This window comes from Yoonia vestfoldensis DSM 16212 (genome assembly GCF_000382265.1).
Taxonomy (GTDB): Bacteria; Pseudomonadota; Alphaproteobacteria; order Rhodobacterales; family Rhodobacteraceae; genus Yoonia; species Yoonia vestfoldensis.
Genome location: NZ_KB907987.1, coordinates 54287 through 70659 on the forward strand (window position 1 = coordinate 54287; position 16373 = coordinate 70659).

A 16373-nucleotide genomic window follows, 5' to 3' on the forward strand; every position below is an offset into this window, starting at 1 on the left:
GCGATCCGACCATGCGCGATGTTTTTTTCGAAGAATGCGAAGACCTGATCGCCGCGTTGACCGAAGGGCTGACCGCAATGCGCGATGGCCGCACGGATAGCGAGACCGTCAATGCCGTCTTTCGTGCCGTCCATTCGGTCAAGGGCGCGGCAGGGGCCTTTGCCCTTGATGATCTCGTCGGTTTTGCGCACACTTTTGAGACGGTCCTCGATCATGTCCGCTCGCAGCGGCTTGCGCTGGATGACCGCATCCTGCACGTCCTGCAACGATCCGGCGATGTTCTTGCCGACCTGATCGACACCGCGAGAGAGGATTTGCCGACAAACCAGGCCCAGGTGGACCCGGTCATGGCAGACTTGCAGTCATTCCTTGGCGATGCGCCAGCGGATGCCGAAGACTTCGTATTCGAGGCGTTGACCCTAGCGTTCGACGCGCCCGACGATGCGACATCAACCTATGTTGTCACTTTCGCACCCAGTGCGGCCTTTTACACCAGCGGCAATGACCCGGTCCTGATCATCGCGGCCTTGCAGGCATTGGGGCCGACGCGCGTCTCGGTGGATACGTCCCGCCTTCCCACGTCTTTGGAGGAATTGCACTGGCAGGATGGACTGCTGTCCTGGCGGGTGGAAATCGACGGGCTCGGGTCGGATCTGCCGATCCTTGAAGTGTTCGAATTCGTCGACGACCTTTGCGCATTGCAGGTCAGCTTGCGCAGTGCAGACACCGACATACCTGACCCGCCACAGGCAGGTACAACAGCGGCGGCAACGGCAGACGACGTCGTCGACACGCCTTCCGTTGATCCCCAGCCTGACACCGGCGATCAAAAAGCGCGCAGCGCTCAGGACCGGGGCGGCAGTCGCGCGGCAACATCGCTCCGCGTCGATCCTGAACGGATCGACCGCCTGATCAACGCGGTGGGTGAACTCATCATCAACCAGTCGGTCATTTCCCAACGGTTGCAGCAGGCGAACCTGCCCAATGCTGCTGAACTGTTCGCCGATCTTGACGATTACAAACTGCTGGCACGGGAAATCCAGGAAGGCGTGATGGCGATCCGCGCGCAGCCGGTCAAACCCCTGTTCCAGCGCATGCTGCGCATCGCGCGTGAAGCGGCGGATGCAACCGGCAAACTGGTTGAACTCATTACCGAAGGCGACGCGACCGAAGTCGACAAGACAGTCGTCGAACGGCTGGCTGATCCACTCACACATATGATCCGCAATGCGATCGATCACGGGATCGAACCACCTGACAATCGGGCGGCAGCCGGCAAGAACCGACAGGGAAAACTGCGGCTTGCCGCCCGGCAAAGATCCGGCAGTATTGTCATCGAAATCGCCGACGACGGCGCCGGCCTCAACCGTCCCAAGATCAGGGAAATCGCCGTCTCGAAAGGACTGGTCGCCGAGGACGCGCAATTGTCCGAAACGGAAATCGATCACCTGCTTTTTGCTCCCGGATTCTCGACGGCCAAGGAGGTGACCAACCTGTCTGGGCGTGGCGTCGGCATGGACGTGGTCAAGACAGCCATCACGGCCTTGGGTGGCCGTGTCGCGATTACCAGCCAGTTCGGCCAAGGCACGACCTTTTCGATCACCCTGCCGCTGACACTTGCGGTCATGGACGGGATGATCATCAACCTCGGCGGGCAGACGATGGTTGTTCCGATTTCCAGTATTCTGGAAACGGTCAGACCAAAAGCTGCGGACCTTTCGCAAATCGGGCTCAACAACACACTCTTGCGCATCCGCGGGGAATATGTGCCGATCATTGATCTGGCCGAACGCATGGGGCAATCCGCGACGCCGCGCGAAATGACGGACCGGGTTCTTTTGCTGATCCAGACCGACAGTGTTCCTCAATGTGCGCTGGCCGTCGACGATATCTTCGACCAGCGCCAGGTCGTCGTCAAAAGCATGCAAGGCAATTACGGCGAGATATCCGGCATATCAGGCGCAACGATCCTTGGTGACGGCAAGATAGCCCTGATCATCGATCCCGAGGCCGTCGCCCAAGGCAACACGGCCTATGCCGCCACCAACAGCCAAAATGGAAGGGACGTCTCTTATGTCGCAGCTTGCTGAACTTCAAAAATCGGAACGGCTGGAGTTCGTTACACTGGTTGCTGGTGGACAGAATTTCTGTATCGAAATCAAACAGATCAGGGAAATCCGTCGGTGGACCCCGGTCACGGTCCTGCCGCATTCACCCGATCACGTCTTGGGCGTCATCAACCTGCGCGGTGCGGTCATTCCGATTATCGACCTGGCGGCAAAGCTTGGCTTTGCCAAGATCATGCCAACCGAACGGCATGTGATCATCATCATCGCGGTCGAAGACAGGATCATCGGCCTTTTGGTCGAGTCGGTTTCAGAGATTCTGGGGGTCGACGCCCATACCGTGCGCGAAACACCCAGAGGTCCTGAAGATACAACGACCCGTGCCATTCTCGGGATCATCCCGCTTGGCGATGACATGACGAAGATCATCAGCCTGTCAGCATTGCTCGGTCCGACCAATCAGGTGGCCGCATGAACGCGCCTGATCACTTTGCGGGATCGGATCTGACAGCCCGGGAATACCAGTTCACCGACAACGATTTTCGACTGATCGCGGAACTGGCACACAAGCGGTATGGACTGCATTTGCAACCATCCAAGAAACCGCTTGTCTATTCGCGGCTGACGAAAAGATTGCGGGCGCTTGCCCTGCCAGACTTCGAAAGTTACTGCGCTTTGCTGTCGGATCCCCGCAGTCAAGACGAGCAGTCGCATCTCCTTTCTGCCCTCACGACGAATGTGACCCACTTTTTCCGCGAGCGGCACCATTTTACCTTTCTGCGGGAACATATCCTTCCGGAACTCTTCGAAAAAGCAAAAAAAGGCACACCTATCCGGATCTGGTCGTCGGCCTGCTCGGCAGGACAAGAAGCCTATTCCATCGCCGCGATGATCCGTGATGCTTGCCCCGATGCATCGCGGCTGGACATCAAGGTGCTGGCAACCGATGTCGACCCGCAAATGATCCGCAAAGCGCGGCAGGCGGAATATGATCGCGATCAGGCCGATGCAATTCCGACCGAATACAAACGTCTGATGATCGACGATGGCGGCGGTGCGGCGCAATTTCGGATTAGGCCAGATCTGATGTCGCTGGTGACATTTGGCGAATTGAACCTGATCGCAGAATGGCCGATGCGGCGGCGATTCGATGTCATCTTCTGCCGAAATGCGGCGATCTACTTCGACAAGGAAACACAGGTTCGTCTGTGGCAACGCTTTGCGGATGTGTTGCATGATGACGGCCATCTCATGATCGGCCATTCGGAACGCCTGACCGGGCACGCCCAGGTCGATTTCCGCAGCGTCGCCATTACCACCTATCGACGATTGCCCCGCGACGCAGGCCCGATAAGTCCCCAAAGGAAAGACTGAACCATGAGCTTGAAAGACACATTGCGCGTGATGATCGTCGACGACATGGGCGTCAGCCGTGGCCTGCTCGTCCAAGCCATCGAAGAGATGGGCATCTGGAAAAACCAGGCAGAAAACGATGGGCTGGCCGCTCTCAACAAACTGATCGCGGATCCGGTTCACCTGGTGCTTTCCGACTACAACATGCCCGGTATGGACGGGCTCGAACTCTTGCGCGCTCTGCGACAACACAAGGCGACAGCACGGATCGGATTCATTCTTGTTACCGGGAATCCGACCCACGACTTGGTCGCCAAAGGCAAAGCCCTTGGGCTGAACAACATCATCAAAAAACCTTTTTCGACGGCGAGCATGAAGCAATGCATCGAAAGCGTGGTGGGTCGGCTATGATCATGCATTCGGGGGCCTCATCGGCTCGACCTGACCGGACGTTCGACAACATCGGCACCGCCTTGCGCGAGGTTGCGACGATCGTCTCGCGCCTTGAAGAAGCGGCTTTGCAAATGTGTGTATGCGCGACCGATTTACCCCAAAAGACAAAGTCGTTGCAGGATTTCGACCTTGTTTTACAATCGCTTGCTGATCTCGCAACCTTGATGGAAGGACTGGGTGAACACGGCCCCGTCCAAACGGCGTCGCACCGAACGGCGATAATTGCACGAATGCGGCTGGCGTGGCTCCGGGACCTGATCGGTGACGACGCCCCACAAAGCGATCATGACCAGACAAGAATAGCAATCTTCTGATGCAGTGGGAGATCGCCAGCCGGACGATGACATTCGCACGGCCAAGCGGCAGTCTTGGCTGTCGATGGGTGGGGTGCAATGCGTTTCACAGCGTCCTATCTCTGACAGCAACCATGACTGGAGGCAGAACATGCGGATCCTGATCGCGCACAGGTCAGCAATCATGCTGGGCCAGTTGCAGCGACGCCTGGAGCGTCTCGAGATCGAGGTGGTTCGGGCCGCGACCGGACTGACGGAAGTCTACGATTTCGCGGAACATCATGAACCTGATTGTGTCGTGCTGACCACCGACATCGCGGATTGTCCCGAATTCGAACTCCTCGCGACGCTTTTCAGCATCATGGGCATTGGCTGCGTGGTGCTGGGTACGCCGCAGCAGGCGAACGTGACAGATGCCGCCCTGCGGGCCAATCCCGCTATCCGGGTGCTGCCGGGCACGGCTTCCGACAGCGACCTGATAGCTGCGCTTGGGCCCAGCAGGCGCAGGCGCCGCCCCGAAGTGATCGTCGCAGCGCCTGCATCAAACGGGCGGGTCGACCCGCGCAGCACCATCCTGATAGGTTCGTCGACTGGCGGCATTGATGCCCTGATGCAGATCCTGCGCCATTTTCACGCCGCGACCCCGCCGGCCGTGATCGTACAGCACACGGGCGGTAACTTTGCGGGCAGCCTGATCCGCCTGTTGGACGGCGTCACCTCAGCAAAAGTGCTGGCCGCAACGCATGACGCCAGCTTACAGCCCGGTCATATCTATCTGGCTGCGGGCGATACCCATCATGTACGCCTCAGGAATGCGGCACCGGCCCGCATCAAACTGGACGAGGCCCCGCGTCAATCCGGCCACCGACCGTCCGTCGATGCCCTTTTTCATTCGGCGGTCCCATTTGCCCCGCATGTCACCGCGGCCATTCTGACCGGGATGGGCCGGGACGGCGCAGAAGGCATCACCGCGCTTCGCGCAGCTGGGGCCCGCACCTTTGGCCAGGATGAAGCAACATCCGTCGTCTACGGAATGCCCCGCGTTGCGAACGCATTGGGGGGGATCGAAACCGAACTTCCTATTCAGCAGATCGGCCCGAGCTTGCTGCGCGCCGCCCTGCACAGGCAACGCGCATGACGGACGTTAACACCACGCCGTCGAAGATGGTCACGATCGTGCAGGGGGATTTTGCCGTATCGAACGATGTCCATGTCGTGATGTCCACCATTCTGGGTTCCTGCGTTGCAGTCTGCCTGTTTGACCGGCAGGCGAAGGTCGGCGGAATGAACCATTTTCTGCTGGCGACCGGAGGCGATGCCAATACCGCAGATTTAAAATATGGCGTGAACGCGATGGAGTTGCTGATCAACAAGATATTGCGGGCCGGCGGTGACCGGCGCAGGTTACAGGCCAAAATATTCGGCGGTGCCCGCATGACGGTTCACGCCCGCGACATCGGCCAGTCCAACGGCGACTTTGCCCAGTCTTTTCTGGAGAGAGAGGGCATCCCCTGCTTGTCGCAGAGTCTTGGCGGCACGCTGGCCCGCCGTGTCCAATTCACCCCGACGACAGGCGCCGCGCGGCAGATGCAGATCACCGGTTCGCCCCCGCCCGAGACTCAGGTTACGCGCCCGAGACAGGCCGCAGATATCACGCTGTTCTGATGCAGTTTACATGTCATGGCCATCACCGCGGGTTACTTTTTCACGATCTCCCAGGGAATCGTGTAAACGCCAAGCGCTGTGCCGATCTGGTCGGCAAGATGTGGATCGGCGGTGATCTGCGCCACAAGACCACGCCTTTTGTCCTCCATGACGCTATCGACATGGGCCGGAACATCGGCAAGCGCGGCATTGTAGATTCGCGTGATCGCGCGTTTTCTCAGATCAGGCTTGAATATCTTGCCGACGGCGGTTTTTGGAAGCTCGGCCAGCACCTCAAGATGTTTCGGATGCGCCGCGCGTTCGTGAATATGTTCTTTCGCGTAATCAAGCAGCGCCGCGTCGGTCACATCGGCACCGGCAACCAGTTCCACGTAAACGCAAGGGACCTCACCGGCATGCGCATCGGGCTGGCCGATGGCCCCGGCAAAAGCGACCGCAGGGTGACCCGCCATCGCTTCTTCGATCTCGGCGGGGTCGATGTTGTGCCCACCGCGGATGATCAGATCCTTGGCCCGCCCGGTGATCCAAAGATACCCATCCGCATCGATCCGGCCCAGATCGCCGGTACGCAAATGGTCGTTGTAAAACATGTCGCGGTTCTTGTCGGCCTCGGTATAGGTTTGCCCGCTGAACACACCCGGACTGGCGACGCAGATTTCGCCTATTTCATCGACACCGCATTCCATGCCGGTCGCCGCCGAAACGATCTTGACGTCGGTATACGGGAACGGCATGCCGATCGACCCGACGCGTTTTTCCCCGTCTGGCGGGTTGATCGACACAAGACATGTCGCCTCAGTCAGGCCGTAGCCTTCGCAAATGGTAACACCCGCCGCCGCCTCGAATTTCTTGTAAAGTTCGAGCGGCAAGGGCGCGGACCCGCAAAACGCCAGGCGCAGCGACGAGATATCGGCATCGACCTTGCGCTGCATCAGCGCCGACATCGCTGTCGGCACGGTGATCATGAAGGTGACCTTGTGCTTGGCGACCAGTTTCCAGAAATTGTCGAACACACCTTCACCCCGATACCCCTGCGGTGTGGGAAACACGACCTGCGCCCCCGACCCCAGCGATGCGCCCAGCGACACGATCGTCGCAAAAACGTGGAACAGCGGCAGCGGGCAGATCTGCACGTCTTGTTCGGTGAACAACAACCGCGCGCCCAGCCAGGCGTTATAGACGATCCCGGAATAGCGGTGCTGCACGACCTTGGGCATGCCCGTGGTGCCACCGGTGTGGAAATAGGCCGCAACCCGGTCCCTGTCGGAATCCGCAAAGGCCAGCGTTGTGGGCCGCTTGGCCAGTTCTGCGTTGAAATCCAGCACCTTGGCGTTGTGCGCGACAGGGTTCTTGGGCCGGATCAGCGGCACGATCAGCCGTTTGAGCCCGGTCAGGTACCGGTGCAGATCCACTTCGAGCACGGTGGTGACATTGGGCGCAAGGCGCACGGCCTCGGCGGTTTTCTGGGCGACGTCGGTCTTGGGAAAGGCGCGCAGGGTCACGACGACCTTGGCCTTGGTTTCACGCAGGATCGCGCCGATCTGTTCGGCGTCCAGCAGCGGGTTGATAGGGTTGACGATCCCCGCGACCTGCCCGCCCAAGTAGGTCAAGATCGTTTCTGTCGCATTGGGCAGCACGAAGGCCACGACATCTTTTTCCCCGATTCCAAGGTCACGGAACAGGTTGGCCGCCTGGGCGGTCTTGGCCTGCAATTCCGACCAGGTGAGCGTTTCGCAGAATGCGTCGGGGTCGGACAACAGGCTGAAACTGACGGCCTTGCGCGCGCCATGCGCGGCAGCGGTTTGCGACAGAAGCGCAAAGGTCGTCACCGGCAAGCGGCGGTCGGCCCACGGCATTTCGTTATGAATCGCGTCGCGATCCGCCATCGTTGCAAATGCCATGCCGCATTCCTCCCCTTTTGGTTCTTTCCGCAGCCTTGCGGCGCGTCCCTCAGGGCGGCACGTTGGTCAAAGTCGGCCATGGGTGCAAGACTGACGCTACGAAAGTCGTGCTATTCGGCGGCGACGCCTTCGGTAAACTGCAACCGCGCCAGACGGGCATAAAGACCGCCCTGCGCGACCAGCGCGTCATGTGTGCCCTGCGCGACGATCCGGCCCGCGTCGAAAACGACGATCCGGTCGGCCTTTTTCACTGTGGCCAGACGATGCGCGACGATCAGCGTCGTGCGTGTCTTGGCCAGATCCTCGACCGCACGCTGGACCGCATATTCGCTTTCGGCGTCAAGCGCGCTTGTCGCTTCGTCCAGCAACAGGACCGGGGCATCGCGCAAGATGGCGCGGGCGATGGCGATGCGCTGCTTTTGCCCGCCCGACAGCATGACGCCGCGTTCGCCGACATAGCTTTCGTAGCCGTCAGGCAATGCGGTCAGGAAATCATGCGCAGCCGCGGCCTTGGCGGCCGCTTCGACCTCTGCGTCGGTGGCATCGGGGCGACCGAAACGGATATTTTCGCGCGCGGTATCGGCAAAGATCACCGGGTCTTGCGGCACAAGCGCGATATGCTTGCGGAATTCGGCACGGTTCAGGTCGCGCAGGTCGATCCCGTCGAGCTTCACGGCCCCTTCCTGCGGATCATAGAACCGCTGGACCAGCTGGATGATCGTGCTTTTGCCCGCGCCGGACGGGCCGACAAGGGCGACAGTCTCACCCGGTGCGATGTGCAGGTCGATCCCGTCAAGCGCGGAAATCGACATGCGCGACGGATAGCTGAAGCGCAGGTTTTCAAAGTGCAACTCGCCCCGGACAGGTGCCGGAAGCTGGCGAGGCTGCGCGGGGTCGGTCACGCTGTCCTCGATGGTCAGCAATTCGATCAGCCGTTCGGTGGCGCCTGCCGCGCGCTGCAATTCGCCCCAGACCTCGGACAGGGCGGCGACGGCACCGCCGACCATGATCGTGTAGATCATGAACTGCACCAGCCCGCCTTCGGTAATCTCGCCCGCGACGACATCTTCCGACCCCATCTGCAGGAACAGCACGATGGCGGCAAAGACCATGAAGATCACGATGGCCGTCAGAAAGGCGCGCGTCAGGATGCGCCGCCGGGCCGACCGGTAACTTTGCTCGGTCACTTCGTCGAACTTGGCGCGGCTCAGATCCTCGTGGGTAAAGGCCTGCACAGTCTGCGCCGAGGTCAAAAGCTCGGACGCGTCACCGCTTGATTCCGCGATCAGGTCCTGGTTTTCGCGCGACAGGCTGCGCACGCGGCGGCCCAGAAACATGATCGGAAACAGCACGACGGGGATCGGCCAAAGCACCATGATGCTCATCTTGACCGAGGTCAGCAGCATGAGGACAACGCCGCCGATAAAGATCAGGATATTGCGCAGTGCGATCGATGCGGAACTGCCGATCACCGACAGGATCAGCGTGGTATCGGTGGTGATCCGGCTCAAGACCTCGCCCGTCATGATCTTTTCATAGAACGCGGGGCTCATGCTGATCATGCGGTTGAACACGGCTTTGCGGATATCGGCCACGACCCGTTCACCCAGACGCGTGACCAGATAATACCGCAGCGCCGTCCCGAAGGCGAGAAGCACAGCCACGGCCAGAAGCGCCACGAAATAGCGGCTGATCTCGACGCTGTCCAAACCAAAGTTGTCAACGACCAGACGCGCGACCAGCGGCAGGCTCAGCGCGGCCATCGCGGTGAAAACCAGCGCAAATCCTGCGCCGATCAGGTTCCACTTGTAAGGTCTGATAAAAGGCCAGAGCGCCTGCAAGGCACCGATCTTTTTGCCGACGGGCCGGTCTTCTGCTTTGGTCTGCACAGGTTCGGCCATCGGGCGTCCTTTGTCTGTCAGGGCCTGATGTAAAGCTGGGCCATCGTTTGCACAAGGCGGGACCGGTTCATGGTCCGCAATTGTCGCAGGAGTGGAGCGGGCGGCGGGAATCGAACCCGCGTCTCTTGCTTGGAAGGCAAGGGTCTTACCATTACACAACGCCCGCGCAGAAGTTGGATTAAGTCACGCGGCCCGCCCCGTCAAGGAACAGCCCGCATCTTCCGAGCATAAATATCCCCCGCGCGGAGCGCATCTGACATCACATCGCGCGCCGCCGTTTGCAGCGGCGCGCGCCGCCGTTTGCAGCGGCGCGCAACGTGTTCGCATCAGTTCACAGTGATGCGCCCATCGGTATAGGGCGTTACGGGACCATTGGCCGCCATGTATTCGGCCAGCACATCGGCCAGATCGGGGCCGAAGTCATAGGCGTTTGCCGCATCCTCGAACATGGAATAGCCGTCACCGCCGTTGCGGACATAGTTGTTGGACACGACGCCATAAACCGCATCAGGATCAAGCGGCGCATCGCCAACCATCACGTCAGAGATACGTTCGCCTGCCGGGGCCGTGCTGTTGACGACAAAGCTCATGCCAGCGACCTGCGGGAAACGGCCTGCGCCTTCCTCGATCTGGCCTACACCGTTTTCAAGGGCGGCAACGATGTCAGCCCCTGTCACCTCGAAGGTGGACAGCGTGTTCTGGAACGGCAGCACGCTGAGGACTTCGCCCATCGTCACTTCGCCTGCATCGATCGAGGCGCGGATACCGCCCCCGTTCTGGATCGCGATCTGGATGCCCTGATCACGCACGCGGTCCAGCATCGCATCGGCGATCAGCGACCCCATCGGACATTCCACCGCCCGGCAGACCGTGCGGTCGCCTTCGATTGCGTCGGTTGTTTCGGCGACAAGGCGGGTTTTCATCTCTTCGATCGGCCCGGCCAGTTCGGCGATCCGCGCAAGGGCGGCTTCATCCTCGGCGACGCTGGCATCCAGAAGGATCGTGTCACCGGTGGCCGAGGTCACGTTGCCTTCGTCATCGAACACGATCGTCAGGTGGCCGACATATTTGGAATAGGCGTAGGCCTGCACGACCGGCACGTCACCGACCATCTGCGGATAGGCCAGCGCACCTTCTTCGGTATTGGACATCAGCGTGTGCGAATGGCCGCCCACAATCGCGTCGATCCCGTCAACGGCGGCGGCAATGTCCATATCCTTGGGCAGGCCGACATGGGTCAGCGCGATGATCTTGGTGACACCTTCATCCTGCAAGGTCGCGACATCCGCGCTCAGGCTTTCAATCTCGGGGGTGAAGATCACGGCATCCGACGGGCTGGAGGTTTCGACCGTGTCACTCGCCAAGGCCGAGATGATGCCGATCCGTTCGCCGCCGATTTCAAGGACGATGTGGTTTTCGACCTGTCCGGCCAGCACGTTGGAGCTGGACACGTCAATGTTGCCGGAAATGACCGGGAAAGACACCAGATCAGTCAGCTTGCGCAGACCGTCGTCGCCATCGTCGAATTCATGATTGCCCACGGCCATGACGTCATAGCCGATGATATTCATGAATTCGGCTTCGACCTCGCCCTTGTAGGTCGTGTACATCAGGCTGCCCTGATATTGGTCGCCCGCATCGACGACGATCACGTTCTCGCCTGCCAGTTCCTCGCGCAGGGCGTTGATCTGGGTGATGACGCGCGCCACGCCGCCAAAGCACTCACCAGCGGCATTCGCCTCTGCGCCGCAGGTCGAATCGGACCCGCTGATCGATTCGATACGGCTGTGCAGATCGTTGGTGTGGATGATGTGCAGGGTGTAATCGGCATAGGCCGATCCCGCGATCAGCGCCAGCGCGCAGCTTGTCGTCAATAGTCGCATTGTCATGGCAATGTCCTTTCTGGTTTCGCTGCGCAAACTTGGCCGCGACACGGCCCCGGAGTCAAACATAACGACCAGACATTGACAGGTTGCCGCAACGTTAACCAACGCACCCAACAGACTTGACCATTTTTTGCGCAGGCCTCATGACGCGGTGCATGTTGATCTACAAGATTTTCCGCGCGGACGAATGGGCCACCTTGCAACGCGACGGGGCAACTTCGGGTGCGCCCGTCGATCTGGCCGATGGCTATATCCATTTTTCAACGGCCGTGACGGTGGCCGAGACTGTGGCAAAGTATTTCGCCGGCGAAACCGGCCTTGTCGTTGTCGGCGTCGAGGCGGACCATCTCGACCCGCTGAAATGGGAACCGGCGCGCGGTGGCGTGCTGTTTCCACATCTTTACCGTGACTTGACCATCGCTGATGTCGTCTGGGTCCGTGACCTGCCGCTGTCGGATGGCGCGCATGTCATGCCGGACCTCACATGAAGACGCTGGAACAGATCGGTTTGAAGGCGCTCCGCCGGATCGATCCGGAAACCGCGCATGGGCTGGCCATCACGGCCTTGCGCGCAGGCCTTGGCCCAAAGATCGCGCCTTTCACATCGCCCCGTCTGCGCTGCGATCTGGCGGGGCTGGACCTGCCTAACCCGATCGGCCTTGCCGCCGGTTTCGACAAGAACGCGACTGCGCTTGCGCCACTGGCGCGCAGCGGTTTCGGCTTTGTCGAGGTCGGCGCCGCCACACCACGCCCCCAGCCCGGCAACCCCAAGCCGCGCCTCTTCCGGCTGGCACAGGATCGTGCCGCGATCAACCGGTTCGGGTTCAACAATGACGGGATGCAGGTGATCGCGGGCAGGCTCGCGCAGCGCCCTGCGGGTTCGGTGATCGGCCTGAACCTTGGCGCGAACAAGGACAGCACCGACAAGGCCGCAGATTTTGCGACCGTGCTGGCCCATTGCGGCCCGCATGTGGATTTCGCGACGGTCAATGTGTCCTCGCCCAACACCGAAAAACTGCGCGACCTGCAAGGCAAGGCGGCACTCGCGGCCTTGCTCGCCGGTGTGATGGAGACCCGCGCAGGCATGGCGCTTCCCATTCCCATATTCCTCAAGATCGCACCCGATCTGACGGTGGAGGAAATCGCCGAGATTGCCGAGGTCGCGCAGGCGGCGGGGATTGCGGGCATCATCGCCACCAACACCACTCTGGACCGCACCGGATTGCATGGCCCCCATGCGCAGGAAAAAGGCGGGCTGTCCGGCCAGCCTCTGTTCGAGAAATCGACACGCGTGCTGGCGCAGTTGTCGGCCTTGACCGATCTGCCGCTGATCGGGGTCGGCGGTGTCAGCACGGCAGAACAGGCCTATCAAAAGATCCGCGCAGGGGCGTCTGCCGTCCAGCTTTACACCGCGCTGGTCTATGGTGGTTTGTCTCTGGTTGATGAGCTAGCGCGCGGTTTGGATGCGCTGTTGCTGCGTGACGGGTTTGCCACCCTTGCCGCTGCCGTCGGATCAGGCCGCGCGGACTGGACCTGAGGCCGCGGCCTCGAGTGCCGGGTATTTCAGCCCCAACGTCACACCGCGCGCCACAAAGCTGATCAGCATCCCCATCCACAGCCCGTGATTCCCGAATGTCGCCATCAGGGGAATGACGCTCGCGAAATAGACCGCTGCCGACACGATCATCATGTTGCGCATATCCGCCGTGCGGGTCGCGCCGATGAAAATGCCGTCCAGCATCCATGCGGCGACGCCCACCAAGGGGGCCGCGACCATATAGGGCAGATAGATGCGGGCGGCATCGCGCACCTCGGGCGCGGTGGTCATGATGTCGATCACGACCCCGCCGAACAGCGCGAAACAGACCGCCATCAGCGCGCAGGCGCCAAAGCCCCACAGGCTGGTGAGGATCGCCGCACGGCGCAAGGCGGCGCGGGCGCGGGCGCCCATCGCCTTGCCGACCAACGCCTCGGCGGCAAAGGCGAATCCGTCCAGCGCATAGGCGGTCAGGCTCAGGAACTGGATCAGGATCTGGTTGGCGGCCAAAGGCACATCGCCAAAGCCCGCGCCGTAGAACAGGAAACTGACAAAGATCGCTTGCAACAGCACCGACCGGATCATGATGTCGCTGTTCACGATCGCCATGTGTTTCAGACGGATCAGGTCGAACACCCGCGCCGCCGTCCGCCATGCCGCCCCCGCAAAAGCATCGCGGCAATACCACAGCCCCAACGCGAGCCCCGCCCATTCCGCGATGAACGTGGCCCAGGCCACGCCTGCGACGCCCCAGCCGAACGAGAGCACGAACAAAAGGTCCAGCCCGATGTTGAGCCCGTTCATCAACAGCTGGATCGCAAAAACCCCGCCCGTGCGTTCCTGTGCGATCAGCCAGCCGGTGATTCCATAAAGGGCGATGGTTGCAGGGGCCGACCAGATGCGGATCGCCATATAGTCGCGGGCCAGGCTTTCGACCTCGTCACTGGCAGGGGCGATGCGGAACGCGCCGGTGAAAATCAGCCATTGCGCCGCGATCATCACCGCCCCCGCGCCGAAACCGATCAGCAGCGCGCGCGACAACAGGGCCGCAACCTCGTCACTATCGCCAGCACCGCTCGCCTGTGCGGCAAGACCCGTGGTGCCCATCCGCAGAAAGCCGAAAACCCAATAGACCGCGGACAGGATCACAGCGCCAAGGCCGACCGCGCCGATCGGTGCCGCCTCGCCCAGTTGCCCGACGACGCCGGTGTCGACCAAGCCCAGGAGCGGCACCGTCGCATTGGCCAGCACGATCGGCAGCGCGATCCGCAGCACGCGCCGGTGCGACAGTGCGTCAGCCATTGCGCGGGGGCATCAGGAAGTGCCCCGTCGCCTGCGCGAACAGCCGTGCGCGGTTATCCTGCCAAGTCTCCACATGCACCGAGGCATAGCGTCGGCCCGACCGATTGACCCGCGCGCGCGCATATGCGTCGCGCGGCAGGCCGCTGCGCAGGTAATCGACGGTAAAGTCGATGGTCTTGGGCAAGGCGATGGCGGGGGCATCATCGGTGATGCGTCCTGCCTCCATGTCCTCCCAGATCATGGCCCATGTCAGTTCCATGATCGCCGTCACCTCAAGAAACGCCGCCGTCGCACCGCCATGCAGCGCGGGCAGTGCAGGGTTTCCGATCAGCCTGTCGGCATAGGGCAGCACGGCGGTCAGCTCGTCCCCGCGCCGGTCGATCTGAATTCCGAGGAATTGCATGTACGGGACCCGCGCCACCAGTTTCTGCAACATCGCATCGCGGCGTTGCTTGATCACCTGCACGGGTTCGGGACGGCTGTTCATGCCTTTGCCCTTTCGATGGTAAAGGCCCCGGTGGCCGATGCGACGGGCCGGTCAGGGTCGCTGTCCACCGCCGTCGCCCGCACAAAGGCCACTGACCGCGTGACGTGATAACATTCCGCCACAGCCGTGATCCGGTCGCCGGGCGTCGCGGGGCGCATATAATCGATCCGCAGATCAAGCGTCGCCGTGGCGATCGCCGCCGCCGGATGCGACATGACCGCAGCCCCGGCGCAGGTGTCCATCAGCGCGGATACGGCACCACCGTGGATGACACCTGTCTCGGGGTCGCCGATAAAGCGTGCGTCATATTCCATCGCGATGGTCGCCCGCCCGTCGCCCACTTCGGTCAGCATCATGCCCAGCGCCTGCGCATGCGGGATCGACGCAATGAACTTTGCTGCGATCTTTTCGCGGCGGGTGGCCTGATCGTCAGACATGGCGACTCCTTGGCGGATGGAACTCCCCAACCGGAGTAGCGTTACCGGATAGTCATTGCAAACGCGATTGATCCATCTGTTGCCCCGCCATAGCGTTGGCGATAGGTTGGTAACGAGGAGAGACTGATGACCGAAAAGCGCCTGTCGTTCAAAGAGATGTGTGCGAAATTCGACGTCACTCCGCGGACGTTGCGCTATTACGAATATATCGAACTGCTGACACCCGAAAAAGAAGGACGATCGCGGTTCTATGGCCCGCGCGAACTTGCGCGGATGACACTGATCCTGCGCGGGCGGCGGTTTGGGTTTGCGCTGGAAGACATCCGGCAATGGCTGTTGATCTATGAAAAGGAAGGCACCCATGCGCAGATGCGCGAATGGGTGGCGCTGGCCGACCGGCAAATGGAAGAGCTGCGCCAGCAGCGTGCGCAGCTGGATGAAACGATGGCCGAACTGCAACGGCTACGCGACGATACGGCTAAAACGCTGGCCTGACGCCGGCGCGCGGCGCGTCCCGACGCGTTAGAAAATTACACCAAATTCACCGAAAATTTGCTGACCTTTCGTCACCCAGATTGTGACGCCACGTTCCGTTTACGTTAACGTCACCTTTGCTTGTAAGCTGGCATCGTGATCCGCAATTGCGTGGCAACCGCCATCCGCATGAGGAAAAGCCATGACGACCGACACAATGAACATCCGCGATATGTGCGAGGCTTTCGATGTCACGCCGCGCACGTTGCGTTTCTATGAGGCCAAGGAACTGCTGTTCCCGATCCGGCAGGGCCAAAAGCGCCTGTTCACCAAGCGCGACCGCGCCCGGCTCAAGTTGATCCTGCGCGGCAAGCGCTTTGGCTTCTCGCTCGAGGAAATCCGGCAGTTGCTGGACCTGTATCACATGGACGACGGGCAAGAGACCCAGCTGTCCAAGACCTATGAACTGGCCGAACGCCATCTGGCCGACATGGAAGCCCAGAAGGCCGAGCTTGATGAAGCGATCGGCGAATTGAAGGCCCAGATGGCCTGGGGTGCCGAAAAGCTCGCCACCCTCGCCAAAAAGAAATCCGCCGCCTGAGGCGGCACCATCCACGA

At 61.1% G+C, this 16373-nt stretch carries 17 protein-coding genes and 1 tRNA gene; 11 read left to right on the forward strand and 7 right to left on the reverse strand.

What is annotated here, in order from left to right:
* The first annotated feature begins 11 nt into the window (after positions 1-11).
* From H147_RS0114685 to H147_RS0114715, 7 genes are all read left to right on the forward strand, one after another.
* A complete protein-coding gene (locus H147_RS0114685; RefSeq protein WP_245541155.1) occupies positions 12-2090 on the forward strand; it encodes a chemotaxis protein CheA in 2079 nt (692 codons plus the stop codon).
* Positions 2074-2541: a chemotaxis protein CheW gene (locus H147_RS0114690; RefSeq protein ID WP_019956145.1), complete on the forward strand. Its 468-nt coding sequence runs from the start codon at positions 2074-2076 to the stop codon at positions 2539-2541. Before H147_RS0114685 ends, H147_RS0114690 begins: the two co-directional genes overlap by 17 nt.
* Positions 2538-3440, forward strand: a complete 903-nt coding sequence (locus H147_RS0114695; RefSeq protein ID WP_019956146.1) for a CheR family methyltransferase — start codon at positions 2538-2540, stop codon at positions 3438-3440. The genes H147_RS0114690 and H147_RS0114695 overlap by 4 nt, the downstream gene beginning before the upstream one ends.
* Positions 3441-3443: 3 nt before the next feature.
* A complete protein-coding gene (locus tag H147_RS0114700) occupies positions 3444-3830 on the forward strand; it encodes a response regulator (RefSeq protein WP_019956147.1) in 387 nt (128 codons plus the stop codon).
* Positions 3827-4186, forward strand: coding sequence for a hypothetical protein (locus H147_RS0114705; protein WP_019956148.1), 360 nt, complete (start codon positions 3827-3829; stop codon positions 4184-4186). Before H147_RS0114700 ends, H147_RS0114705 begins: the two co-directional genes overlap by 4 nt.
* A 130-nt stretch (positions 4187-4316) precedes the next feature.
* The gene (locus H147_RS0114710) at positions 4317-5303 is read left to right on the forward strand and encodes a chemotaxis protein CheB (RefSeq protein WP_019956149.1); all 987 of its coding nucleotides are present in this window, start codon (positions 4317-4319) and stop codon (positions 5301-5303) included.
* 26 nt (positions 5304-5329) lie between these two features.
* Positions 5330-5830 (forward strand): chemotaxis protein CheD, encoded by a 501-nt coding sequence (locus H147_RS0114715; RefSeq protein ID WP_019956150.1) that lies wholly within the window; start codon positions 5330-5332, stop codon positions 5828-5830.
* A 32-nt stretch (positions 5831-5862) separates the two neighbouring features.
* Here the strand turns inward: H147_RS0114715 and H147_RS0114720 are convergent, their stop codons facing one another.
* The 4 genes from H147_RS0114720 to H147_RS0114735 all read right to left on the reverse strand — a co-directional run bounded on the left by H147_RS0114720 (position 5863) and on the right by H147_RS0114735 (position 11521).
* Entirely contained in the window at positions 5863-7731 is a 1869-nt protein-coding gene (locus H147_RS0114720) for an acyl-CoA synthetase (RefSeq protein WP_019956151.1), read from the reverse strand.
* Between the two features lie 110 nt (positions 7732-7841).
* The gene (locus tag H147_RS0114725) at positions 7842-9632 is read right to left on the reverse strand and encodes an ABC transporter transmembrane domain-containing protein (protein ID WP_019956152.1); all 1791 of its coding nucleotides are present in this window, start codon (positions 9630-9632) and stop codon (positions 7842-7844) included.
* A gap of 92 nt (positions 9633-9724) precedes the next feature.
* Positions 9725-9798: transfer RNA gene (locus H147_RS0114730), tRNA-Gly, on the reverse strand.
* Positions 9799-9958: 160 nt separating this feature from the next.
* A complete protein-coding gene (locus tag H147_RS0114735; protein ID WP_026352571.1) occupies positions 9959-11521 on the reverse strand; it encodes a bifunctional metallophosphatase/5'-nucleotidase in 1563 nt (520 codons plus the stop codon).
* Positions 11522-11673: 152 nt separating this feature from the next.
* Here H147_RS0114735 and H147_RS0114740 point away from each other — a divergent pair, with 152 nt between their 5' ends.
* Positions 11674-12006 carry a DUF952 domain-containing protein gene (locus H147_RS0114740; RefSeq protein WP_019956154.1) on the forward strand — a complete coding sequence of 111 codons (333 nt, stop codon included), beginning with the start codon at positions 11674-11676 and terminating at the stop codon, positions 12004-12006.
* On the forward strand, positions 12003-13055 hold the full coding sequence (locus tag H147_RS0114745; protein WP_019956155.1) for a quinone-dependent dihydroorotate dehydrogenase: 1053 nt from the start codon (positions 12003-12005) through the stop codon (positions 13053-13055). The genes H147_RS0114740 and H147_RS0114745 overlap by 4 nt, the downstream gene beginning before the upstream one ends.
* Here H147_RS0114745 and H147_RS0114750 read toward each other — a convergent pair.
* The 3 genes from H147_RS0114750 to H147_RS0114760 are packed head-to-tail and all read right to left on the reverse strand — an operon-like array spanning position 13032 to position 15281.
* The gene (locus tag H147_RS0114750; RefSeq protein ID WP_019956156.1) at positions 13032-14357 is read right to left on the reverse strand and encodes an MATE family efflux transporter; all 1326 of its coding nucleotides are present in this window, start codon (positions 14355-14357) and stop codon (positions 13032-13034) included. The two genes, H147_RS0114745 and H147_RS0114750, sit on opposite strands and share 24 nt — an antisense overlap.
* Positions 14350-14844, reverse strand: a complete 495-nt coding sequence (locus H147_RS0114755) for a PaaI family thioesterase (RefSeq protein ID WP_019956157.1) — start codon at positions 14842-14844, stop codon at positions 14350-14352. The genes H147_RS0114750 and H147_RS0114755 overlap by 8 nt, the downstream gene beginning before the upstream one ends.
* Positions 14841-15281, reverse strand: coding sequence for a PaaI family thioesterase (locus H147_RS0114760; protein WP_019956158.1), 441 nt, complete (start codon positions 15279-15281; stop codon positions 14841-14843). Before H147_RS0114760 ends, H147_RS0114755 begins: the two co-directional genes overlap by 4 nt.
* Before the next feature lie 126 nt (positions 15282-15407).
* Here H147_RS0114760 and H147_RS0114765 point away from each other — a divergent pair, with 126 nt between their 5' ends.
* Both H147_RS0114765 and H147_RS0114770 read left to right on the forward strand, forming a co-directional pair.
* Complete coding sequence (locus H147_RS0114765) at positions 15408-15776, forward strand: MerR family transcriptional regulator (protein WP_019956159.1); 369 nt, start codon at positions 15408-15410, stop codon at positions 15774-15776.
* A gap of 181 nt (positions 15777-15957) precedes the next feature.
* The gene (locus tag H147_RS0114770) at positions 15958-16356 is read left to right on the forward strand and encodes a MerR family transcriptional regulator (protein ID WP_019956160.1); all 399 of its coding nucleotides are present in this window, start codon (positions 15958-15960) and stop codon (positions 16354-16356) included.
* Positions 16357-16373 lie beyond the last annotated feature (17 nt).